This window comes from Micromonospora sp. NPDC003816 (genome assembly GCF_042874705.1).
In the GTDB taxonomy this organism is placed as follows: domain Bacteria; phylum Actinomycetota; class Actinomycetes; order Mycobacteriales; family Micromonosporaceae; genus Micromonospora.
In genome coordinates, this window is sequence record NZ_JBIANP010000001.1 from 488,643 (window position 1) to 510,650 (window position 22,008).

Sequence of the window (22,008 nt, forward strand, 5' to 3'; positions counted from 1 at the left end):
ATGACACCCGAAGCACAGAGCGACGTCGTGACGCGCTACCTGGACGCGGTCGACGCCCAGACCGGCGCGGCACCCACCTCCTACCTGCCGCCGCAGAGCAAACGCTACCCGGGCAGCCCGCGTACGTCGCTGCCCTGGCCGGGGCCGGGCGCACCACCGCTGACCGACACCGGCCTCGACCGGATCAGCACGCTGCTGCTGGGCTACGGACCGCGCCGGGTGGAGATGCTCACCCAGGCCGGGATGTCGGCGTTGACCGGCACCCCGTTCAGTGGGCCGGCCTTCACCCGCGTCCTGCCCGCCTGGTTCACCCTGCGCTGGACCGTACCGTCCGGCGGCGCCTACTACCCGGGCGAGATCTACCTCGCCTGGACCGGATCCGGGGACCTGCCTTCCGGCGTCTACCACTACGACCACGTCCACCACTGCCTCGAACTGCTGCGCGACACGAATCCCGCCGCCGACGTCGACCGGCTGCTCGGCCCGGCGACCGCCACGGACGGCGCCGGACGTAGCGCGCTGCTGCTGGCCTGCCGACCGTGGAAGAACGGCAGCAAGTACCGCGCGTTCGGTTACCAGCTCGCCACCGTCGACGTCGGCGTGCTGCTCGGGCAACTGCTCACGTGGCCGCAGACCGGCACCGCTGACCTGGCCCCCGATCCACGGGCCGCCGACGACCTGCTGGGACTCGACGGCATGCTGGAGACCGTCTACGCGGTGATCGAGATCCCCACCGCCGCCACGCCGGACACCCCGCCCGAAGCCGGCACCCCGCCCGGACCCGACACCCCGCCCGGACCCGGCACCCCGCCCTGCCGGACCGCGCCACCGGAGCCGGTCGGCCTGACCCACGACCGGCTCGTCCTGGCCGACGCCGATCCACACGCGGTGGCCCTGCACCGGGCCGCCTGGGCCGAAACCGACATGCCGCGGCGCGCGGTGCCACCACCTGCACCGCAGGCCATGACACCGTCTGACGCGGCCCCCGTCCACCTGCCCGAGGTCGCGGCGCTGGACCTGACCGGTGCCGCTGCCGGCCGGGCGTCGGCCTGCGACCTCGCCCCTGGCCTGCGCCTCGCGCAGCTCGCCGACGTCCTCGCGTACGCCGGTGGCCACCGGCCCACCACCGCCGCCCTGGACGAGCTGGCCCGGCACCCGCTGTACCCGACACTGTGGTGCCTGGTCGGCCAGGTGGACGGGCTGCCGCCCGGCGCCTACCGCTACGACCCCCGACACCACCTGCTCCGACCGTCGACCGGTGCCGACCGGCCGGGACCGCCCACCACCGTGGTCGCGCACCGCATGGCGACCGCCGGCGTCAGCATCGTCGTCGTCGCCGGGGGAGGACGACCCATGACCGGGCTGACCCCTGCGGAGTTTCGCCGACTCCACCTGCTCACCGGGACCGTCGTGCAACTGGCCGCCCTGACCGCGCAGGCGGTCGGCGCGGCGATCCGCCCGATCGGCGGGTTCTCGGCCCCCGACATCGCCGCACGACTCGGCCTGCCCGGCGGAGACACCCCCGTCCTGCAACTCCTGCTCGGCGCGCCCACGTCGCGTGCCGGACTGCTGGCCGTGGCACTCACGGAAGGAACCACGAATGGATGACCAACGGATCCCGGTGCTCACCGGTCAGCCGGCGCCGGAGACGGTCCTGGCGACGGTGGCTCGGCACGGGGCGGCCCTGCTGCGCGACGGCGACCGCCGACGCGAGGCGTTCGTCCGGCTCGGCGACGCGGTGATGTCGCCCCTGCCGTACGACGGCGCCTTCCACGACGAGCGGGACGTCGTCGACGACGACCCGACCACCACCACGGTCACCCGTGGCACCCAGGGGATGCCGCTGCACCGCGAGGCGTCGTACGCCCCGGGCTCACCGGACCTGATGACCTTCTTCTGCGAACGGCCCGCCGCCGACGGCGGGGGCGGCACCACGCTCTGCGACGGTGTCGCGTTGCTCGCCGCCCTCCCCACACCGGCGCGTGAGCGGTTCACGCAGATGGAGATCGTCTGGGAGAGCCGGATGCCCACCGCCGACTGGCAACGGATGTTCGGCACCACCGACCCGGCCGAGGCGCGGGGCGCTCTGCGACGGTGGGAGCCGTACCTGCGCCCGTGGGAGTCGATCCACGTCGACGTCACCGACGAGGGGATGACGACCGGCTTCGGCACCCACTGCACGCCGCCGACCAGGTTCGGCGCCGTACCCGCCTTCTGCAACTCGCTGTTCGTCAGCCGCCCCCGCGACGACGAGTACCACGATCGGCGACTACGGGTGCGCACCCCGGACGGACCACCCGTGGACGGCGCCCTCGTCGCCACCGCCGCCGAGGTCGCGGCCGATCTCACCGTCGCCGTGCCCTGGCAGGCCGGTGACGTCCTGGTCGTCGACAACTCCCGCTACCTGCACGGCCGCCAGGCGTTCCAGGACACCGGCCGCACCGTCCTGGTCCGGATGGGCATGCTCGACCGGGCGGTGGCGGCATGAGGGCCAAACTGCGCGACGACCTGATGTACGTGCCCACCGAGGACGGCGTCTACCTGGAGACCGGCACCACCGGCACCGAGATCAGCGGCGGATCCGCGTACGGCCTGATCCGCCGGATCGCCCCGCACCTGGACGGCACCCGCACCGTCGCGGACCTGACCGCCGGCCTGCCCGCCCCGCAACAGCGCCTGGTCACCGACCTGGTCACCATGCTCGTCGACCGGGGCATCGCCCGCGACCTGGACCGGGACCCGCCACACGGACTTCAGGACTGGGAACTGGACCGGTACCGCCAGGCCATCTCCTTCGCCGAGCACGCCGCCGACGCTCCGCCGCACCGCTTCGAGTCCTTCCGCAACAGTCGGGTCCTGCTGGTCGGCGCCGGTGCGGGCCTGACCGCACTGGTCCAGACCCTGTTCGACCTCGGACTCCGGCGGGCCACCCTGGTCACGACCGCCGAGTCGCCGACCGACCCGGCGGCCTGTCGGCGGATCCTCGACCGCCACCGCGCCGACGACCCCACCGCCGAGCTGGACCTGCGTCCGGACCTCGCCGCCGCGCTCACCGACGCCGCCGCGCTCACCGCCCTGATCGGTACGCACGACGCCGTCCTGCACTGCACCGACCGGCTGATGGCCGGCCGGGCGCTGACGCTGAACCGGGTGGCCCGCGCCCACGGCGTCGCCGCCCTGCACGCCCTCGCCTTCAGCGGCAGCGCATGGGTCGGCCCCACCGGCGGCGGGGCAGCCGGTGGCTGCTGGGAATGCGTGGTCTGGAGCCTGCACGGCACCAGCCGCTCCGGCGACGCCCCGTGGCGGGACGACCGGCCGGACCAGGTCCCGGAGTACCTGACCGCGCCGGTGGGCGCCCTCGTCGGCACCGCCCTCGGCTTCGGCTACTTCCGGCACGCCGTCGGCGCCGAGACCGACACCACCAACCGCATGACCCACATCGACCTGGCATCGGCCGTCACCAGCGAACACCTGCTCACCGTCCATCCCCGCTGCCGAGCCTGCCGCCGCGACCGAGCGGCCGTCGACCTCGCCGAGCGGATCGCCACGATGACCGGACGTCCGGCGGTCGACGCCGAGACGTTCGCCACCCGGGTGGCCACCCTGATCGACCCTCGACTGGGTCCGGTGCTCGACATCGGCACCGGCCGCCAGTCACAGACGTCGGTGAGCTGCATCGAGGCGACCGTCGCCGACGTGACCGGCACCGGGACCGGACCGGCGACCGTGACCGCCATCGGCGACGACCGCCGCCAGGCGCTCAACCGCGCCGCGGTGGCCGCCGTGGAGTCGCTCGCCGGGCAGGCGGCCACGGTCGCCGACGCCACCCCGACCCACTGGTGGGACCTGGTCGCCGGGGAGGTCGTCCCGGCGGAGCCCACCGCCGTGCTGCTGGCCGCCGGTTTCACCTGGACTGAGGCGGTGGGCCGGGCGCTGCTCAGGTTGCGCCGCACGACCGCGACGGCACCGGACGCCGGTCACCTGTCCGACCCACCCTCCGACGCGACGCACCCGGCCGGCTCCGCACTCGACCCCGCCGACTGGCCGGAACCGGTCCGGACCAGGGCAGCGGACATGAGCGTCCTCGGACACGACCTCGCCGCCTGGTGTGACACCTCCAGCACGCCGACCGTCTTCGTCGGCACCACCGGCGGCTGGCTCGCCCACAGCACCGCCCCGGACACCGCGACCGCCCTCGAACAGGCCATGCAGACGGCGGTCGCCGCCCTCACCGGACGCGTACCGGCCGGTGCGGACGTCGGCCCGGACCTCGGTGCCGGCGAGTGGGACGCCTGGCTCCCGCCACTGCTCAAGGAGGTGGACGCCGCCGGGCAGCGCCTTCTCCTACGGCCGGTCGACCACCTGCCCGACACCCGGGACGTGCTCCCGTTCCTCGTCGAAGCCATGCTCACGCCACGACCCGGAGGCGCTGGATGACCGACACGACCACGCTGACGCACGCCGTTCGCGTCCACGGCGACGGCGCCCTGTTCCAGGCCGTCGCGGACGCGACGGAAGCGATCCGGACCGACCGCCCGGTGGACCTGTTCGTCGTCGACGACCAGACCGACCGGGTGCAGGACGCGGCCCGCCGCGCCCACCAGGAGGGACGGGACTTCCTTCCGGTCTACCCGACGCTGCGCGGTGTGCGGGTCGGCCCGTACGTCACGGTCGGGCAACCCGGCTGCCACCACTGCGTCCGTGTCCGCGAACGTCGGGCCCGCGTCACCGGGACACCCCAGCGCTCGGCGCTCTGGCGTGCCCTGTACGAGGGATCCGTCACCGCGCCGACCCCCGTCCTCGGCCCACCGGTGCGCACCACCGTGGCCGCGCTGGTCACCGACGAACTCGCGCGGGTGGCCCGCGGTGCCCCTCCGCGGTGCGCCGGCGCGGTGCTGGAGGTCGGCACCGTCACGCTGGCGGTCAGCCGCCACCGGTTCATCGCCGACCCCGAGTGCCCGTCGTGTGCGACCCTGCCCGACGACGGTCCCGAGGCGGGCACCTTCACGTTGGTGTCCCGCCCCAAGTCGGCGCCGGACAACTACCGCGCCCGCAGCCTCCCCGCCGAGCACGAGCGGCTGCTGGAGACCATGGTCGACGTCGAGACCGGCCTGATCTCGTCGATGACGCTCCACCACAACCACCCGATGATCCTGGCCGCCGCCATCGGTGGCCCGGCCTGCTGCACCGAACTGTCCGGATACGGGCGCACGTTCAGCTATCCGGCCAGCGTGTCGGTCGCCATCGCCGAGGCACTGGAACGGCTGGGCGGCACCCTGCCCCGGGCCCGCCGGACCCGGGTCCACGCCTCGTTCCGCGAACTCGGCCCGGACCGCGCCGTCGCACCCCCGGCGCTCGGTCTGCCCGACTCGCCGCCGCACCACAACGCCGTGCGCTACCACCCGGACCTGCCGGTGGAGTGGGTGTACGCGTACTCCTTCCGCCGCGACGGCCCGGTCCTGGTCCCGGAGAGCACGGCCTACTACGGCTCGCACGCCACGGCGTTCGGCCTGGAGAGCTCCAACGGCTGCGCGCTCGGCGGCAACCTGGAGGAGGCCGTCCTGCACGGCATCTTCGAGGTGGCCGAGCGCGACGCCTTCCTGGCCACCTGGTTCGCCCGGCTGCCGGTGCCCCGGATCGACCCGCTGACCTCGGCGGACCCGGCGACCCGGCTGCTGGTGCGCTGGCTGGAACGCACCACCGGCAGCCGGCTGCACGTCTTCGACACCACCATGCCGGAGGGAATCCCCGCGCTCTGGCTGATGCTGGTGGACGAGGACGACCGGGCCGGCGAACCCAAGGCGTTCTGCGGCGCGGGCGCACACCTCGACCCCGAACGGGCACTCTGGTCCGGACTGGTCGAACTGGCCAGCGTCGCCGACGCCACGAAGGAGATGGTGGCCGCCGACACCACCGCACCCGACCTGGTCGCCGACTCCGACCTGGTCCGGTCGATGGAGGACCACGCGCTGGTCGCCGCCGCCCCGCAGAGCTGGGACCGTTTCGCCTTCCTCTACCAGCGCGACGAGATCCTCTCGATGGAGACCGCGTTCCCGCCCGCGAAGCGGTACCGGCCCGCCACCGACCTGCTCGACGATCTGCGCTGGGTCGTCGATCGGTACCTCGACAGCGGCCTGGACGTGGTCGTCGTCGAACAGACGGCCCGGGAACAGGCCACCGTCGACCTCACCTGCGTCAAGGTCATCATCCCGGGCACGCTGCCGATGGTCTTCGGGCATCGGAACCGCCGGGTCGACCTGCCCCGGCTCAGGGAACTCCCGGTACGGCTGGGCTACCGGTCCACGTCGCTGCCGCCCGAGGAGATCAACCCGCACCCGCACCCGTTTCCCTGACCCGCACCGCGACAGGTCGGCGGTGACGGCCACCAGCCGCCACCACCGACCATGCTGGTGCCCTCGCGCCGGGAACGTCCGGGCTGACCTCGCGGGTGAGCTACCAGGTCCACGCCGGCCGTGTGCGCGATCCGGCACTGCCGCACCGGCGACGGGTGTCGGCGGTGTGATCGTGCGTGCAGCTGTACCGGCCGCGGCCTGAAGGTAGGTGGTGGCCTGCGCGGCGCAAAAGCCGCGACGTCTGTCAGTGACTGCGGTGGCGAGCGCCTTATCGCCTTCGCTACGCCGGCACCGATGGGGAGATCGGTGACCGGACGTCGATGCGATTCCTGTGTCACCGGGGCAGATTCATGCACCACCGGTAAAAGGCCCGTCACGGTGCGCGTGCCCCCGTGTGTGGGCAGAAGCTTCACCGCACCGGAACGAGCGTTTCGTCGCGCCGTGTGAGAGGTGCCGTGCGGTCGGTCAGCGACCGGCTTTCGCGTGGTACTCGTCCACGATCTCCTGCGGAATGCGGCCCCGGTCGGAGATGTCCTTACCGGCCTTCTTGGCCCACTCCCGGATCGCCTTGTTCTGCTCCCGGTCGGTGCTGGCGGAACCCTGACCACGAGCGGCCCGGCCACCGACGACCACACCGCCGCGACCCACCTTCGTGCCGTGGGCCACGTAGGAGGCGAACGCCTCCCGCAACTTCGCGGCATTGCTGCTGGACAGGTCGATCTCGTACTGCACGCCGTCGAGAGAGAACTTCACGGTCTCGTCGGCGTCGCCGCCGTCCAGGTCGTCGACCAGCTTATGAATGATCTGCTTAGCCACGTCTGAGCACATTCCCTTCCAGTGGAGACAGTTCCACGAACGTGGTAGTCACAATAGCGCCTGCGATACTTGTCGCGTCAACGGGATCCACATAACAGCCCAGGTATTGACCGGTCCCATCCCCGGTGCGGATCTGCCCGTCCCGCGCGACCCGAAAATGTTCGGTGCGGTAAGTGGACGGCGACTATGTGTCGCGGCGGAGGCGCGATCCGCCGGGCGATCTCCGGCCGGAGGAAGTGGCTGCCGCCGGGCCTTCTTCTTCCGGTGCCGGGAGGCCGGCGACACCCGTCCCGGGGAGATCGCGGTCCGCGTGTCGTCGGCGTGTGCCGTGTAGGCCCTCGACGCCGGCCTCGCGCGGCTGTGGTGGCGCTCCGAGGAACTGTTCGCGGAACGGCTGGCCGGGGCGGCGGAACGAATTGTGGGGCGGCATTTGCGGCGGCGAGTGTCGCCCTACGCACCGTTACTCCGGCCCGGAAGATGCCCGGACCGGAGTAGCGGCGTAATTGCGACCTTGCGGATCAGACGATGTTGATGTCGCTGCACCACATGTAGGTCTGGTCCATGTGCGACGCCTTCCAGATCACGAAGAGGACGTGCTGTCCGCTACGGCCCGAGGTCGAGACGTTGAACGAGATGTTCTGCGTCGGCGCGTACCGCCCGGTCGTCTGGATCAGGTCGATGTTCCCCCACCCGACCTGCTGGGTGGCCGGGTTGAACCCCTGCCGGGTCAGGTAGACCCGGAAGTAGTCGGCGCCGTGGCTGGCCTGGTCGTAGAACTGGAGCGTGAAGCTCCGGCTGACCGTGGTGGCCTTCCAGGCGCCCGGCTGGTTCAGGGCGTTGTTCCGGGAGAGGGCGTTGCTGCACAGTTGGCCGTCGGGCGTACGGGCCTGGAACTGCCCGCCCAGGCCGTCGCGCAACTGGCTCATCCAGTTCCACATGGTGTCGGGGTTGGCCTGGAACGCCCTGTAGCACATCGGGTCCTGCGTCTGCATGGCCGGATCCATGTGCCGGTGGCCCCAGTTCTGCCAACACTGGTAGGCGCGGGTCGCCGGGTTGATGACGGTGCCGTGGGCCTGGGCGGCGCCGGCCCAGGGCAGCATCGCGACCACCATGGTGAGCGCCAGGGTGAGCACCTGGAGGGGGCGGCGGACGGCCGGCCGGGATCGAGGGGGGTGGTGTGAACGCACGGTGCATCCTCCGTTCCGAGCGCTCCGGGACGGTGTGTGGGAGCGCTTCCAACGAGTATTGCATCGAGGGTAGCGCATATCAATGATCGTCTATTCGCTTTCGGTGTTTCGGAACTACTGAAGTCGTCGCCGGGATTCACCGGGGCGGCACCGCCTCGGATCGATCTCGACAGGTCGACATAGGATGATCGACAATTTTCCGGGCGCTGCGGAATGCACATCCCACGTCGCACGGGCAATCGGAGGTGGTGACGGCCGTGGTCACGGACCGCCTGCACCGCCCGCGACGCGGTTGAGGAGGCGTGCGCGGCAGCACGGCCACGACTTGTGAGCAGATGGGCGTCGTCCCGTAGGTTGACAGCGCTCGGAACGGGATCGACGGCGAGGGGCGGACCACACATCATGACGGCGCTATCGGGCCGGAGCCCTGCTGCTGCGGGTCCGGCGGGGACCACGCCTGCGGCAGAGGACGACCTGCGCACGTTGTTCGGCCAGTCCATCGCCGTATTCGCCGCACTCGCCGGGCCGTCGCACGTGTTGGAGGCCGCGAACCCGGCATTCTTCACGACGATCGGCCAGGAACGCGCGCGTACCGGGGTCCCGCTGGCGGACCTGATGCCCGAACTCGCCGGTCAGGGCTTCATCGGCCTGCTGGACCAGGTCTACCGCGCGGGGGAGCCCTACACCGGACGTGACGTCCGGGTCGTGCTGGGCACCGGCCCGCAGGCCCGGGAGACCTTCTTCGACTTCACCTACGAACCGCGCCGCGCCGCCGACGGCACCGTGATCGGGATCCGGGTGATCGGTGTGGAGACCACCCAGGTCAAGCACGCCCAGTGGTTGATGGCCGAACACCGCGCGCTGCTGGAGCAGATCGCCCGTCAGGCACCGCTGACCGAGGTTCTCGACGGGATGGCCCGCTGCATCGAGAACCTCGCGCCGCTGGAGGTGCTCGTCTCGGTCCTGCTGGCCGACCCCGACGGCCGGCACCTGCGCCACGGGGCGGCGCCCAGCCTGCCGGACTTCTACAACGAGGCCATCGACGGCATCGCCACCGGCGAGGGCGTCGGTTCCTGCGGCACCGCCGCCCACCGGCGTCAGCCGGTCGTCGTCACCGACATCGCGACCGACCCGTTCTGGAACGACTTCCGCGAGTTGGCCGACCGGGCCGGGCTGGCCGCCTGCTGGTCCACGCCGATCCTGGCCCGTGACGGCGGCCTGCTCGGCACCTTCGCCATGTACCACCGCGTTCCGCGCGTCCCGCAGGACACCGATCTCGCCATCGCCCGGCTCTTCGCCGGCACCGCGGCACTCGCCATCGAACGCCACCACATCGAGCGGGCGCAGAAGGCCGCCGAGGAACGCGCCGCCGCAGCCCACGACGAACTCGCCAAGGCGGTACGCGCCGAGCGCGAACTCCGCGCCGAGGCCGAGCGCCGTGCTGCCGCCGCCGCCGAACTCAACGCTCGGATGCAGTCCGCCGCCGCCGCGCAGGTCGCGGTGCCGCACCCCGAACACTGCCAACTCGGCGGTGCGGCCGGATGCGCCGCACCGGCCGAGATCAAGATCGCCGACTCCTGGGGTGACGCCGCGTGGGGCTGCCCCACCCACGTCGAGGAAGCCATCATCAACGTCCGCTCGGTGTTCATCGCCAACGAGGAACTCGGCGGCCTCGCCGCCTACCTGCACCGCTGAACCGGTGTGCCGGCCGGGAACGACGCGGGTGGCGACGACGGCGCGCGGCCTGCGGTGTTGGATGGGCTGATGGCAACCATCGCGCGCCTGGCCGCAGGCTCCCGGATCGGGTTCGGACTGGCGGCCGTCGGCCGTCCGGGCTACATCAATCTCGGACGCGCCGCGGACCTGCCGGCCGAGCGGACCGTCGAGGCGCTACGCGCCCGCGCGAGCGAACTCCTCGACCAGGCGTACGCCGCCGGGGTCCGCTACGTCGACGTCGCCCGCTCGTACGGCCGGGCCGAGGAGTTCCTCGCGCACTGGCTGCGGAGCCGGCCGGACGTCGACGACGTCGTCGTCGGGAGCAAGTGGGGCTACACCTACACCGCAGGCTGGCGCGTCGAGGCCGAGACGCACGAGGTCAAGGACCATCGCCTCGCCACCTTCGACCGGCAGTACGCGGAGACCACCGCGCTGCTCGGCGACCACCTCGACCTCTACCAGATCCACTCGGTCACTCCGGAGAGTCCCGCCCTGCACGACGTGGCCCTGCACCGACGACTCGCCGACCTCGGCCGGCAGGGTGTGCTGGTGGGACTCTCGACCAGCGGACCGAGGCAGGCCGAGGTCATCCGCGACGCGCTCGACGTCCGCGTCGACGGCGAGCCGCTGTTCCGCAGCGTGCAGGCCACCTGGAATCTGCTGGAGCCCAGCGCCGGCCCGGCCCTGGCCGAGGCGCACGACGCGGGGTACCTGGTCATCGTCAAGGAGGCCCTCGCCAACGGCCGTCTCGCCGTACGCGAGGACGTCGGTGACGCGCCCGCGCTCGCGGCGGCGCTGCACCAGCCGTGGGCGACGATCGTCCTGTCCGGGGCCGCCACCGCCGACCAACTGGCCTCGAACCTGCGGGCGCAGACGCTCACCGTCGACCCGACCCGGTGGGCGGACCTGGCGTTGCCGCCGGACCGCTACTGGCAGGAACGCGCCGCCCTGCCCTGGACCTGACGGACTACGCGCGACACCGACACCGGTGGGCACGCCCGCCGCCGCGCCCGACTGGCAGGACGAAGGTGATGGCCGTCACAGTGATCCGGGACCCGATCGTGGTCCGACCGTCGTCTTACCCGGTGTGAGTACCGGCATGGACGCAGCGGACGAGGGTGAACTCGTGCGGCGCGTCGCCCGTGGTGATCGGCGGGCCTTCGACGAGCTGTATCGGCGTACCGCGCCGTGGCTGGAGGTGCGGCTGCGCCGCCGGTGCGCCGACCCCGACATCGTCGCCGAGGTCCTCCAGGACACCTACCTGACCGTCTGGCGGGCCTCGGGCACCTTCGCCGGAGCCCGGACGGGAAGCGGCGGTGGGGCGCGGGGCACCGCCGTGGGCTGGCTGTGGACCATCGCCGCCCACCGACTGGTCGACGCGTTCCGTCGCCGGGCCCGCACGGCGCAACTGCCGCAGGTGCCGCTGACGCCGGCCACGGCACCCGCCGCCGAGGACGAGGTGATGGCGGCGCGGATCGGACAGGAACTCGAACAGGCACTGCTCACCCTGCCGCCCGAGGTCCGGGCCGCCCTGCGCGCCACCGTCCTGGACGGGTTTTCGACCCGGGAGGCGTCCGTGCTGCTGGGCGTGCCCGAGAACACCGTCAAGTCCCGTGTCCGCCGAGCCCGGATCGCGCTACGGGAGGCCCTGTCATGACCCCCCATCCGACCCTCACCCAGATCGAGCGGTACGCCACCGCGGACCCCCGCCTCGACGAGCCCGGCGTCTGGGCCATCGAGGTGCATCTGGAGGACTGCGCCGACTGCCGGGCGCGGCTGGCCGGCAGCACCACCGCCGACACCCGTACCGTCCTCGCCCGGGTCGCCGTCACCCTGGACCGGGAGATCGCCGCGTCCCCGGCCCCGGTCGCCCGCAGCCGGTCCTGGACGGTGCTGCGCCGCCGCTGGCTGGTCGGCACGCTCGCCCCCTGGCTGGCCATGACCGCCGCGGTACTCGCCTGCGCCGTCCTGCTCAGCGAGTTGTGGACCGCGTTGCCGTCGCTGGTGCTGCTGCTCGCCCCACTGGCCCCGTTGCCCGGCGTCGCGATCGCCTGGCACCGCCGGGCCGATCCCGCCTGGGAGTTGATCGCCACCACCCCCGGGGCCGGTCTGACGACCCTGCTGCGCCGCACCGCGACGGTGCTGGTGGTCGTCATCCCGCCCCTCGCCCTCGCCGGCTACGGCACCGGCGTGCCACCGGCGCTGACGCTGTTGCCCTGCCTGACGTTCACCGCCGCCACGCTCGTGCTGGGGAGTCTCGTCGGCGTACGCCGGGCCGCGATCGGACTGATCGCGATCTGGACACTCGCGGTGATCACCCCCAGCCTCGCCGCCGCCCGGACGCCACTGGTGCTGACCGAGGAGAGCACCGGTGTCTGGGCACTGGCCACGGTCGCCCTGACCCTCACCGTGCTGCTGCGGACCGATGGGCTCCGACGAGCCGCCCAGCAGTAGGACCTCTGCGCCACCGGACGCGCGACGCCGCGTCCCTCTCCACCGACCCCGAACGAAGGAAGATGCCGATGCGTGCCCTGAGCGTGGCCGAGACGGCCGCCACCACCAGTCCCTGGGTCGTCCACGCCGAGAGCCTGAGGGTCCGCGCCGGGCGGCGCCTGGCCGTCGACGGCCTCGACCTGGCGCTGACCACCGGGGTCCATGGACTGCTCGGCCCCAACGGCGCCGGGAAGACCACGCTGATGCGCTCCCTGGCCACCGTGCTCGCGCCGACCGCCGGGCGCCTGACGCTGCTCGGACACCCGGTCGACGGCCGCGTCGACCTGCGAGCGGTCCGTCGCGGCCTGGGCTACCTGCCGCAACACTTCGGCTTCTACCCGCGCTTCACGGTGCGCGAGTTCGTCGGATACATGGCCTGGCTCAAGGAGATGCCCAAGGCGGCGATCCCGGCGGCGGTGCAGCGGGCCGTCGACCGCGTCGGCCTGACCGACCGGGCCGACACCCGGCTGAAGACCCTCTCCGGCGGCATGCTGCGCCGCGCCGGCATCGCGCAGGCCATCGTCAACGACCCGCAGCTCCTGCTGCTCGACGAACCGACCGTCGGCCTCGACCCGGAACAACGACTCGACTTCCGCGAGCTGCTGCGGGACCTCGGCACCGACAGTTGCGTCGTGGTCTCCACCCACATGGTCGAGGACGTGGCGGCGGCCTGCACCGACGTCATCCTGATCAACGAGGGCCGCCTGGTCTGGCAGGGCACCGCCGAGGCCCTCAGCGCCCAGGGCGACCAGAGCCACCCGGGCGACAGCCCGACCGAGCGGGGCTACTCCGCCATCCTGCGTCGGCACCGCGCGGAGGCCGTCCGATGAGCATCCTGGGTGTCGAGATCCGCCGCTCCGCCGCGCTCGGTGCCGCGCTGATCACCGTGCTCGCCGGAGTCGGCGCACTCTACGTGGCTCCGGCCCGATGGTCCGGTGGCCTGATGTCGCTGGCCCTGGTCACCCGCGAGTACCTGTTGCTGATGTGGCCGCTGGCGCTGGCCGCCGGCGCCTGGCAGGGGCGTCGGGAGCACCGCTCGAACGTCGCCGAGCTCTTCGGCACCACCGCCCGACCGCCCGTCCAGCGGATGCTGCCGGTCCTCGGCGCGATGGCCCTCACCCTCGGCAGCGCCTACCTGCTGGTGACCGTGGCGGGCGTCGCCCGGATCGCCACCAGCGCCGGCTACCTGCCTCTGCTCGGTTTCACCGTCGTCACCGGCGTCGGCGTGCTGTCCCTGATCGCCGCGGCCTGGCTCGGTCTGGGGATCGGGCGTCTGCTCCCCGTTCCGGCGACCGCACCCGCGTTGGGCGTGGCCGGCGTCCTGTTCGTCTCCTTCAGCATGTTCCTCCGCCCGGAGTGGCTGGCCGCAGCGCTGTCCCCGATCCACGGCACGAGCCAGTTCCACGCCTATCAGACGATCGACAACCAGGTCAGCGGTGCGCTGGCGATCTGGCTTGCCCTACTCGCCGTCGCCGGCCTGGTGCTGTTCGTCGGCGATAGCTGGCGGACCCGTACGGCGGCGTTGGTGCCGGTGCTGCTCGGGCTCGTCGGGGCGGTGGCGGTGGTGCCCCGGGACCCGGCCGTGCTCGACGCACCGGTCGACCCGGTCGCCCGGGAGATGGTCTGCACCGAGGACGCTCCGACGGTGTGCGTGAGCCGGGTCAACGCCAGGGTCCTCGACGACCTGGCCCCGCTGGCCCGTGACGGTCTGGTGGCGTTGGCGAAACTCCCGGACGCCCCGACCGCCGTGCACGAGGACACCTCCACGTACGGGCGCGACGGGGAGACGCCGTCCCGCGACGACGTCGTCGAGGTGCCGGTCCGGATCGACAAGTTCGGTGGGCTCGCGCACCCGGACGTCGTGGCCGTCGAGGTCGTCCGAGGTCTGGGCGTACCTGTCGACATCGAGTGCCGGCAACACCACGAGGCGGTCGACCGGGCGGCAGCGTACTGGCTGCTGGGCCGCGAGCCGCGATCCGACGTCGGGCTGATTCCGGGCATGATCCAGGAGGATTTCGAACTCAACGCCGAGGCGCTCGCCCTGTGGAACGGGCTGCGCGAGGTCTCCGCCGAGGAGGCGCTGGCCCGGGTGACGGCGGTCCGTGACGCCAAACGCGCCTGCGAGGACACCAGCGAACTGCTGTCCCGGAGTTCCCGGTGACCTGGACGCTGCTCTACCTGCGCTCCCGGCGCGTACCCCTGGCCCTGGCCGTCGCCGTCGGCGGGGCGGCGGTGATCTGGACGCTGTGGCGGACCGTCGCCGACGAGCGCGACGTCGCCCCGACGATGGTGGTGCTGACCGTCCTGCTGATGGTCGCGGTGCTCTCGGCCACCCTGACCGCCCCGGACGAGAACCTGGACCGGACCGCCGCGCGGCGATGGCCGCCACGGCGTGCGGCGCACCTGTTGGCCGGCCTCCTGGTGGTTCTGCTGGCCCTGCTCGCCACGCGGTACACCGGGGCCCGCTTCGGGCCGGCCACGCTGGTGTTCCGCGACGCCGCCGGCCTGCTCGGGTTGACGGCGCTGTGCGCCACGGTGGTGGGCGCCGGTCGATCGTGGTTCCTGCCGCTGGGCTGGACCACCGTCGCGGTCATGTATCCCCAGCAGGGCACCGGGGGAGCGGTCCTGACCTGGCAGGCCCAACCGACCGACAGCACTGCGGCAACGGTGACGGCGGCGGTGTTCGCCCTCGGCGGGCTGATCGCCTACTCGCTGGCCGGCCCGGCCCGCAGGGAAGCCACCGAGTCGATCCCCTGAGGCGTCCCCCGGCTTGCGCGAAGGATTGATACTCTTCGAGGAAATCGAGCTCGTGCTGCTCGTCATGGAGGTCATCATGCGCCTGCGCCGCACGGTCGTGTCCCTCATCCTGCTGGCCGCCGCCGGGGTGGTCGCCGCCCTCGGTGTCGACCAGGCCCAGGAGACCTCGCACCTGGCGGGATTCACCTGGTCCAACTGACCCGACGACACCTGCTCGCGATCATGGAGTGCGAACGATCGCGAGCAGGTGCGGGATGACGCCGGAGCAGCATCTGCGGGTCAGCGGCGCGCAGTTGTACGAGTCCATCGGGTCCGCGTATCCGGCGACGCGACGCACCGAGCCGCGCATCGCCGCGCGGGTCTGGGAAGCGCTCGGTGACGCCCGCGCGGTGCTGAACGTCGGGGCGGGCACCGGCTCGTACGAGTACATCCTGTCCACCGAGGTACCTGCGGCGACCGCCGTGCTGGGCGTCTCGCTCCAGACCTCGTGACCGGTCGTCGGCGTGGCGGACGGGAGCGCCCGCCACGCCGGCGCACGCGAAGGACGGGAGATGAGAGTGGCAATCCGGATCGCCGTCATCGTCGGTGCTCTCGGCAACCTGTTGGCGGTCCTGGTGCTGCCGTGGGCGGGCTACGGCAGCATCGAAATACCGCTGCACCGATTTCCGGGCTGGTTCGTCCACCTCGCCGCCGTCATCGTCCTGTACAGCGCGGCGCTGTGGGCACTGCTGCGGCCCCCCGCACGCCGACCCCTCGCGGTCAGCGCGGCGGCCGGACTTGTTGCGGCCGGCTCTGCCGTCGCCATCGCCATCCGCTACGACGACGCGAGCAGCTTCTTCGACGGGACGGTTCCGGCGGTCATGCCCGCGCTCGGGCCGGGTGGTCCGGTCGCCGTCCTGGCCGTACTCGTCAGTGTCACCGCGCTCGCAGTCCTGGCGGCACGGACGAGGGGCACGCCGACTCGAACCATCGGTCGGCCCGGTGTCCCGACACCGTCGCACGACAGCTAGCTTGCACCTCACGTGACGTCATGCCGCATCGTCGACGAGGTGACCGAGTACCTGACCGTGGGACGCGTGGCGAGTATGGCCGGCGTGAGCGTGCGGACGCTGCACCACTACGACGAGATCGGCCTGCTGCGACCGGTCGCCCGGACCGGCGCCGGCCATCGGGCCTACTCCGCGAGCGACGTGGAACGACTGCGGGAGGTGCTCGCCTACCGGCGGCTGGGCTTCGGCCTGCGGGAGATCGCCGCGCTGGTCGACGATCCGACCAGCGACGCGGTGGCCCATCTGCACCGACTGCGTGGCCTGCTGCTGGCACAACGGGACCGGGCCATCGCCACGGTCACCGCCATTGACAGGGAACTGGAGGCCCGGGCGATGGGCATCAGCATGACGCCGGAGGAGCACCTGCGGGTCTGCGGCGCGCAGTTGTACGAGTCCATCGGGTCCGCGTATCCGGCGACGCGACGCACCGAGCCGCGCATCGCCGCGCGGGTCTGGGAAGCGCTCGGTGACGCCCGTACGGTGCTGAACGTCGGGGCGGGCACCGGCTCGTACGAGCCCGCCGATCGTGAGGTCACCGCAGTGGAACCCGCGGCGACCATGAGGGCGCAACGTCCCGTGGACGCGGCACCGTGCGTGGCCGCCAGCGCGGAGAACCTGCCCTTCGAGGACGGGGCGTTCGACGCCGCGCTGGCCTTCAGCACCGTCCACCACTGGCACGACCCGATCGCCGGGCTACGCGAGATGCGGCGGGTGGCCCGTCGTGTCGTGGTGTTCACGCACGACGCCAGTGACACCGGCTGGCGTCAGCGGTTCTGGCTCAGCCGGGACTACCTCCCCGAGGTCGCCGGCCTGGTGGTCGGCCGCCCCTCGGTGGACGAGCTGGCCCGCGCGATCGGGGCCCGCATGGAGCCGGTGCTCGTCCCGTGGGACTGTGCCGACGGCTTCTTCGAGGCGTACTGGCGCCGGCCCGAGGCGTACCTGGAGGAGCAGGTCCGCCGCGCGGTGTCGGTGTGGACCCGGGTCGGGCCGGCGGCCGAGCAGCGTGCCGTACGCGCCCTCCGACAGGACCTCTCCTCCGGCCGGTGGGCCGACCGCAACCGCGAGCTCACCGACCTTGACGCGGCCGAACTGGGCCTGCGACTCCTCGTGGCCTGAAGCTCAGCATCGAACCGGGGATCAGCTCAGGCGAGAGTGGTCTAAAGCGTAACCTATGGGTTACGCTTTAGTCGTGGACGAGGTGGCGGCGGCGATCGCCGATCCGGTGCGTCGGGAGATCCTGCTGATGCTGCGCGACGAGTCGCTCTCGGCCGGGCAGATCGCCGACCGGTTCGTGATCAGCCGGCCGGCCGTCAGTCGGCACCTGCGTGTGCTGCGGGAAGCCGGCCTGGTGCGCGACACGGCCGACGGGCGGCGGCGGGTCTACACCCTGACCACCGCGCCCCTGGACGAACTGGTCGGGTGGTTGGGACGGCTGATGCGCCCGTCCCGGTGGCAGCAGCACCTCGACGCGTTGGAGACCGAGGTCTACCGCACCCGCCGCGAACGGCGCCCCGCCACCGAGCGGGGCACCATCACCACCGAACGGCATCCATCGACGAAGGAGACGGCGTGACACCGACACCGACCGGCCGACTGTTCGGCGACGACCTCGTGCTGACCCGCACGTTCCGCGCACCCGTCGCCGACGTCTGGGCGAGCCTCACCGAGTCACCACGGACGGCGCGCTGGTTCGGCCCGTGGCAGGGCGACGCGGCACCGGGGCGGACGATCAAGGTCCAGATGGCGTACGAGGAGGACGAGCCCTGGATGGACGTGACCATCGAGGCGTGCGAACCGCCGAGCCGGCTCACGGTCTCCGCGGTGGACGAGTACGGCAGTTGGCACCTGGACATGACGCTCGTCGAGAGCGCGGGCGTGACCGAGCTGCGGTTCACCCACTACCTGACCGGCACGGAGCACGCCGGCGAGGTCGGGCCGGGGTGGGAGTACTACCTCGACGCCCTGGTCGCCGCGCACACCGGTCAGCCGAGGCCGAACTTCGACGACTACTACCCGGCGATGAAGGAGCACTTCGAGGCGCAGTGACAGGCGTATCCAGCGTCCGCTGCCTCGCTCTGCCAGGACACGTTTTCCCGAGATATCGCGACATCAGCGGATTCGCCGACCCACGACGGGAGCGAGTGGGTCGACAATCCTCTATGGATTGGCGATCGCGTCCGGCTGGGGAGGGGTGCGGGATGAGCGGACCGGCCGGGGAGGCGCAGGCGGCTCTGGCCCGGTTCGTCGACGACCTCAGGCGCCTGCGGCAACACTGCGGGTCCCCGTCGCTGAACACCCTGGTGGCCGTGTCGACGGCGCTGGGATCAGCGCTGGCCCGCTCCACGCTCAGCGACAAGCTCAACGCGAAGTCGTTGCCCGAGTGGCCGTTCGTCGTCTCCTACGTGACCGCCTGCCTGGCCCACGCCGCGCAGACCGGCCGCCCGGTGCCGACGGAGATGGCGGAGCTGAGCCGCTGGGACGCGGCGCACTGGCGACTGTTGCGCGCCGTCGACGCCGGCCGTGCGGAGGACCGGCTCCGGGCCGCCGCCCACGCGCAGCTCGCCCGGCGTGCTGAGGACACCGCCCCGCACGTGACGCCGCCGGTGACACCCCGGCAGCTTCCGGCGGCCGTACCCGTGTTCGTGGGACGGCGTACGGTGCTCGCCGGGCTGGCGATGTTGCTGGCACGCCAGCACGGCGCGCCGGGCACCGTTCCGGTCGCGCTGATCAGCGGTACGGCCGGCGTCGGCAAGACCGCGCTGGCACTGCACTGGGCACATCGGGTCGCCGACCGCTTTCCCGACGGACAGCTCTACGTCGACCTGCGCGGGTTCGACCCGGACGGGCCGGTACCGGAACCGGCGGAGGTGCTGCGGGAGTTCCTGGAGGCGTGCGGCGTGTCCGCGCCGCGGATCCCGGCGGGACTGTCCGGCCGCTCCGGACTGTTCCGCAGCCTGCTGGCCGACCGGCAGGTGCTCGTGCTGCTCGACAACGCCCGGGACGCCGCGCAGGTGCGTCCACTGCTGCCGAACTCGCCCGGGTGCCTGGTGCTGGTGACCAGCCGCAACCAACTGCCGGGACTGGTGGGCATCGAGGCCGCCCAACCGTTCGTCCTCGCACCGCTGACGCCGCCGGAGGCGTACGAGCTGCTCGTCGCGCGGCTCGGTCCGCAGCGTGTGTCCGGCGAGCCGCAGGCGGCGGCGCGGATCGTCGGCGCGGCGTCCGGACTGCCGCTCGCGTTGGCCATCGTGGCGGGACGGGCCGCCACCCGGACCGGTCTCAGCCTCGGTCGCCTCGCCGACGAGCTGACCGAGCCGGGGCGCCTCGACGGATTCACCGGCGGCGACCGGACGCTCGACATCCGGGCGGTCTTCTCCTGGTCGTACCGGAGTCTCGACGCGACCACGGCGTGGGCGTTCCGCCTGCTGGGGCTGCACCCCGGGCCGGAGGCCACCGTCGCGGCGCTGGCCAGTCTCACCGGCGTGCCCGCCGCGCAGGCGGGACGGGCACTGACGGCCCTCGTCGAGGCGAACCTGGTCGCCGAAGCACGGCCCGGCCGGTACGTCCTGCACGACCTGTTGCGCGCCTACGCGGCCGAGCAGGCGGCCACACACGACCCCGATCCGGTACGCCGGGAGGCCCTCGGCCGTCTCCTCGACCACTACCTGCACACCGCGTACGCCGCCGCGCTGCTCCTGTACGACCATCGTGACCCGATCGACCTCGTCCCGGCACGCGTCGGGGCGGTGGTCGATCCGCCCGCCGACCGTGCCGGGGCGTGGCACTGGCTCGTCCGGGAACATCGGGTGCTGCTCACGCTCGTCGCTCTCGCCGCACAGGCCCGCTTCGACACGCACGCCTGGCAGCTCGCCTGGACCCTGAACACCTATCTCGACCGCATCGGCGCCTGGCCGGAGCAACTGGTCGTGCAGGAGGTGGCGTTGGCCGCCGCAGCACGGGTGGACGACCGGGACGGCCAGGCCCGCGCCCACCGTAACCGGGCCGTGGCCTGCCTACGGCGGGAGGACCACGAGCAGGCCCGGTCCCACCTGGACACCTCGTTGGCGCTCTACGCCGGTCTCGGTGACGCCGTCGGCAGCGCCCGGGTGCATCTGAACCTCGGCATCCTTGCTGAACGTCAGGGACGGTTGCGGGACGCCCTCGACCAGGCCCGGCGGGCGCTGGAGCTGTTCATCGGGGCGGGAAACGTCGGCGGCCGGGCCAACGCGCTGAACAACATCGGCTGGTACCACAGCCAGCTCGGCGAATACCCGCAGGCGTTGGCGCACTGCCAGCAGGCGTTGGCGCTGCAACAGCAGGTCGGCAACCGGTACTGGCAGGCGCACACCTGGGACAGCCTCGGCTTCGTGCACTACCGGCTGGACCGGCAGCCGCAGGCGATCCGGTGCTATCACCAGGCGCTGATGCTGTGGCGGGAGTCGGCGGAACGCTACTTCGAGGCGACCACGTTGACCCACCTGGGCGACAGTCACCGCGCGGCCGGCGAGCCGGACTTGGCCCGTACCGCCTGGTGTGGGGCGCTGGAGATCCTGGAGCAACTCGACCACGCGGACGCCGCGCAGGTCCGGGCGCGGTTGACCGCCGCGCCGGCCCGGTCGGCCTGACCGGGCCGGGGCGGACTCGGGAACGGCCGCCCCGGCCGGAGTGGGCAGGAGTCACCGCCACTGCGCGAGGTTGGCCACGGCCTGCTGGGTGAGCCGGGTGGCGACGCTGTAGGCCACGCCGGGGCCGACCCCGTCCGGGCCGCTGGTCAGGATCCCCAGCGCGGTGCGGGCGAGCGGGCACGGGCAGGGCGGCTTCGGCCAGGGGAAGTCCAGTCGCGGCGGCAGCGGGCACCAGTCCTCCGGGTCGGGGGTGTAGGCGACGGGGCTGCCGTCCTGCCCGCCGCCGAAGCTGTGCGACGTGTAGAGCTGCGTCGAGGTCTCGTAGCGGATGCGGTCGACGCTGGTCCACTGTCCGGGCCGGTCCGCCGGATACCCGTGCGTCGTGGTGCACGAGCCGGTCAGCGGCTGGGTGGTGTAACCGAGGTCGTACCAGCCGGTGACGTTGCCGATGCCGCAGTTGAGCTGCACCGCCCCGTAGTTGTAGGCCGGGTCGCTGCCGCCGGGGTGGGTGAACGAGCCGGTCCAGCCCTGTGGTGCGAAGAGCTGGGTCGCCGCGCAGGAGCCGAAGGGTGCGGTCGTCCCGTTGTGCCCCGGGTACGCGACGACGTTCGTCCGCCAACTGCCCCGGGAGCCTCCGGTGTGCACGCAGTGCCCGGCGGTCGCCACCGTTCGGGGGCTGATCATGAAGCCGCTGCACCGGCCGCCGGGGAACGTCAGCAGCACGGTGGCGCTGGCGGGATACGTCGTGGTCGACGTGACCGGCACCCGGATGTCCGGTCCGGAGCTCGTCGCGGCCGCCGCCGGTGCCGCCGCGAGGGCGGTGGACGCGAGCGCCACGGCGGCCAGGGCGACGAGCGCCCCACTTCTTCTCAGCATCGGTTCTCCTTCGTCGGGGGTGGTGTACGCCCACGGTGGCCCGACCGTCTGCTGTCCGGCCGGTTCCCGGACACCGGTGGCGGTCGGACGGTGGGGACCCGGCTGCGCGGCGGCGGCCGGTGCGGCAGACTCAACC

20 protein-coding genes and 1 pseudogene are annotated in these 22,008 nt (G+C 72.5%); 18 read left to right on the top strand and 3 right to left on the bottom strand.

Annotated features, from left to right (window positions below):
* Genes ACFYTT_RS02090 through ACFYTT_RS02105 form a run of 4 tightly spaced genes read left to right on the top strand, consistent with a single transcriptional unit; the run spans window position 1 to window position 6,353 of the window.
* Window positions 1–1,608 carry a hypothetical protein gene (locus ACFYTT_RS02090; RefSeq protein ID WP_387257206.1) on the top strand — a complete coding sequence of 536 codons (1,608 nt, stop codon included), beginning with the start codon at window positions 1–3 and terminating at the stop codon, window positions 1,606–1,608.
* Window positions 1,601–2,488, top strand: coding sequence for a TauD/TfdA family dioxygenase (locus ACFYTT_RS02095; RefSeq protein WP_131052332.1), 888 nt, complete (start codon window positions 1,601–1,603; stop codon window positions 2,486–2,488). Before ACFYTT_RS02090 ends, ACFYTT_RS02095 begins: the two co-directional genes overlap by 8 nt.
* The gene (locus ACFYTT_RS02100; protein ID WP_387257208.1) at window positions 2,485–4,437 is read left to right on the top strand and encodes a TOMM precursor leader peptide-binding protein; all 1,953 of its coding nucleotides are present in this window, start codon (window positions 2,485–2,487) and stop codon (window positions 4,435–4,437) included. The genes ACFYTT_RS02095 and ACFYTT_RS02100 overlap by 4 nt, the downstream gene beginning before the upstream one ends.
* Entirely contained in the window at window positions 4,434–6,353 is a 1,920-nt protein-coding gene (locus tag ACFYTT_RS02105) for a TOMM precursor leader peptide-binding protein (protein WP_387257210.1), read from the top strand. Before ACFYTT_RS02100 ends, ACFYTT_RS02105 begins: the two co-directional genes overlap by 4 nt.
* A 465-nt stretch (window positions 6,354–6,818) precedes the next feature.
* Here the strand turns inward: ACFYTT_RS02105 and ACFYTT_RS02110 are convergent, their stop codons facing one another.
* A complete protein-coding gene (locus ACFYTT_RS02110; RefSeq protein ID WP_131053450.1) occupies window positions 6,819–7,169 on the bottom strand; it encodes an Lsr2 family protein in 351 nt (116 codons plus the stop codon).
* Window positions 7,170–7,687: 518 nt separating this feature from the next.
* On the bottom strand, window positions 7,688–8,356 hold the full coding sequence (locus tag ACFYTT_RS02115) for a lytic polysaccharide monooxygenase (RefSeq protein ID WP_236145754.1): 669 nt from the start codon (window positions 8,354–8,356) through the stop codon (window positions 7,688–7,690).
* 402 nt (window positions 8,357–8,758) lie between these two features.
* Here ACFYTT_RS02115 and ACFYTT_RS02120 point away from each other — a divergent pair, with 402 nt between their 5' ends.
* From ACFYTT_RS02120 to ACFYTT_RS02185, 14 genes and pseudogenes are all read left to right on the top strand, one after another.
* Entirely contained in the window at window positions 8,759–10,051 is a 1,293-nt protein-coding gene (locus ACFYTT_RS02120; RefSeq protein WP_131053452.1) for a GAF domain-containing protein, read from the top strand.
* A gap of 69 nt (window positions 10,052–10,120) precedes the next feature.
* Window positions 10,121–11,035, top strand: coding sequence for an aldo/keto reductase (locus ACFYTT_RS02125; protein ID WP_387257213.1), 915 nt, complete (start codon window positions 10,121–10,123; stop codon window positions 11,033–11,035).
* A 136-nt stretch (window positions 11,036–11,171) separates the two neighbouring features.
* On the top strand, window positions 11,172–11,729 hold the full coding sequence (locus ACFYTT_RS02130; protein ID WP_387257214.1) for an RNA polymerase sigma factor: 558 nt from the start codon (window positions 11,172–11,174) through the stop codon (window positions 11,727–11,729).
* Window positions 11,726–12,526 carry a hypothetical protein gene (locus tag ACFYTT_RS02135; RefSeq protein WP_387257215.1) on the top strand — a complete coding sequence of 267 codons (801 nt, stop codon included), beginning with the start codon at window positions 11,726–11,728 and terminating at the stop codon, window positions 12,524–12,526. Before ACFYTT_RS02130 ends, ACFYTT_RS02135 begins: the two co-directional genes overlap by 4 nt.
* Window positions 12,527–12,594: 68 nt before the next feature.
* On the top strand, window positions 12,595–13,395 hold the full coding sequence (locus tag ACFYTT_RS02140; protein WP_387257216.1) for an ABC transporter ATP-binding protein: 801 nt from the start codon (window positions 12,595–12,597) through the stop codon (window positions 13,393–13,395).
* On the top strand, window positions 13,392–14,726 hold the full coding sequence (locus tag ACFYTT_RS02145) for a hypothetical protein (protein ID WP_387257217.1): 1,335 nt from the start codon (window positions 13,392–13,394) through the stop codon (window positions 14,724–14,726). Before ACFYTT_RS02140 ends, ACFYTT_RS02145 begins: the two co-directional genes overlap by 4 nt.
* Window positions 14,723–15,322 (top strand): hypothetical protein, encoded by a 600-nt coding sequence (locus ACFYTT_RS02150; protein WP_387257219.1) that lies wholly within the window; start codon window positions 14,723–14,725, stop codon window positions 15,320–15,322. Before ACFYTT_RS02145 ends, ACFYTT_RS02150 begins: the two co-directional genes overlap by 4 nt.
* Before the next feature lie 52 nt (window positions 15,323–15,374).
* Complete coding sequence (locus ACFYTT_RS02155) at window positions 15,375–15,521, top strand: hypothetical protein (protein ID WP_387257221.1); 147 nt, start codon at window positions 15,375–15,377, stop codon at window positions 15,519–15,521.
* A pseudogene (locus ACFYTT_RS02160) lies at window positions 15,520–15,747 on the top strand (MerR family transcriptional regulator); the annotation flags it as partial. The gene ACFYTT_RS02155 and the pseudogene ACFYTT_RS02160, both read left to right, overlap by 2 nt.
* Before the next feature lie 126 nt (window positions 15,748–15,873).
* Entirely contained in the window at window positions 15,874–16,332 is a 459-nt protein-coding gene (locus ACFYTT_RS02165; protein WP_387257222.1) for a hypothetical protein, read from the top strand.
* A gap of 39 nt (window positions 16,333–16,371) precedes the next feature.
* Window positions 16,372–17,487, top strand: a complete 1,116-nt coding sequence (locus tag ACFYTT_RS02170) for a MerR family transcriptional regulator (RefSeq protein WP_387257223.1) — start codon at window positions 16,372–16,374, stop codon at window positions 17,485–17,487.
* A gap of 73 nt (window positions 17,488–17,560) precedes the next feature.
* A complete protein-coding gene (locus ACFYTT_RS02175) occupies window positions 17,561–17,944 on the top strand; it encodes a metalloregulator ArsR/SmtB family transcription factor (RefSeq protein ID WP_357215058.1) in 384 nt (127 codons plus the stop codon).
* Window positions 17,941–18,417: an SRPBCC family protein gene (locus ACFYTT_RS02180; RefSeq protein ID WP_387257224.1), complete on the top strand. Its 477-nt coding sequence runs from the start codon at window positions 17,941–17,943 to the stop codon at window positions 18,415–18,417. The genes ACFYTT_RS02175 and ACFYTT_RS02180 overlap by 4 nt, the downstream gene beginning before the upstream one ends.
* A 152-nt stretch (window positions 18,418–18,569) precedes the next feature.
* Window positions 18,570–20,996 (top strand): ATP-binding protein, encoded by a 2,427-nt coding sequence (locus tag ACFYTT_RS02185; RefSeq protein ID WP_387257225.1) that lies wholly within the window; start codon window positions 18,570–18,572, stop codon window positions 20,994–20,996.
* 51 nt (window positions 20,997–21,047) lie between these two features.
* Here ACFYTT_RS02185 and ACFYTT_RS02190 read toward each other — a convergent pair whose 3' ends face one another.
* Window positions 21,048–21,872 carry a trypsin-like serine protease gene (locus ACFYTT_RS02190; RefSeq protein ID WP_357215063.1) on the bottom strand — a complete coding sequence of 275 codons (825 nt, stop codon included), beginning with the start codon at window positions 21,870–21,872 and terminating at the stop codon, window positions 21,048–21,050.
* Window positions 21,873–22,008 lie beyond the last annotated feature (136 nt).

Bases quoted from the DNA above. Each gene is read 5' to 3' on its own strand.
- ACFYTT_RS02090 (WP_387257206.1), top strand. From the start codon at position 1: ATGACACCCGAAGCACAGAGCGACGTCGTGACGCGCTACCTGGACGCG.
- ACFYTT_RS02095 (WP_131052332.1), top strand. From the start codon at position 1,601: ATGGATGACCAACGGATCCCGGTGCTCACCGGTCAGCCGGCGCCGGAG.
- ACFYTT_RS02100 (WP_387257208.1), top strand. From the start codon at position 2,485: ATGAGGGCCAAACTGCGCGACGACCTGATGTACGTGCCCACCGAGGAC.
- ACFYTT_RS02105 (WP_387257210.1), top strand. From the start codon at position 4,434: ATGACCGACACGACCACGCTGACGCACGCCGTTCGCGTCCACGGCGAC.
- ACFYTT_RS02120 (WP_131053452.1), top strand. From the start codon at position 8,759: ATGACGGCGCTATCGGGCCGGAGCCCTGCTGCTGCGGGTCCGGCGGGG.
- ACFYTT_RS02125 (WP_387257213.1), top strand. From the start codon at position 10,121: ATGGCAACCATCGCGCGCCTGGCCGCAGGCTCCCGGATCGGGTTCGGA.
- ACFYTT_RS02130 (WP_387257214.1), top strand. From the start codon at position 11,172: ATGGACGCAGCGGACGAGGGTGAACTCGTGCGGCGCGTCGCCCGTGGT.
- ACFYTT_RS02135 (WP_387257215.1), top strand. From the start codon at position 11,726: ATGACCCCCCATCCGACCCTCACCCAGATCGAGCGGTACGCCACCGCG.
- ACFYTT_RS02140 (WP_387257216.1), top strand. From the start codon at position 12,595: ATGCGTGCCCTGAGCGTGGCCGAGACGGCCGCCACCACCAGTCCCTGG.
- ACFYTT_RS02145 (WP_387257217.1), top strand. From the start codon at position 13,392: ATGAGCATCCTGGGTGTCGAGATCCGCCGCTCCGCCGCGCTCGGTGCC.
- ACFYTT_RS02165 (WP_387257222.1), top strand. From the start codon at position 15,874: ATGAGAGTGGCAATCCGGATCGCCGTCATCGTCGGTGCTCTCGGCAAC.
- ACFYTT_RS02185 (WP_387257225.1), top strand. From the start codon at position 18,570: ATGAGCGGACCGGCCGGGGAGGCGCAGGCGGCTCTGGCCCGGTTCGTC.
- ACFYTT_RS02190 (WP_357215063.1), bottom strand. From the start codon at position 21,872: ATGCTGAGAAGAAGTGGGGCGCTCGTCGCCCTGGCCGCCGTGGCGCTC.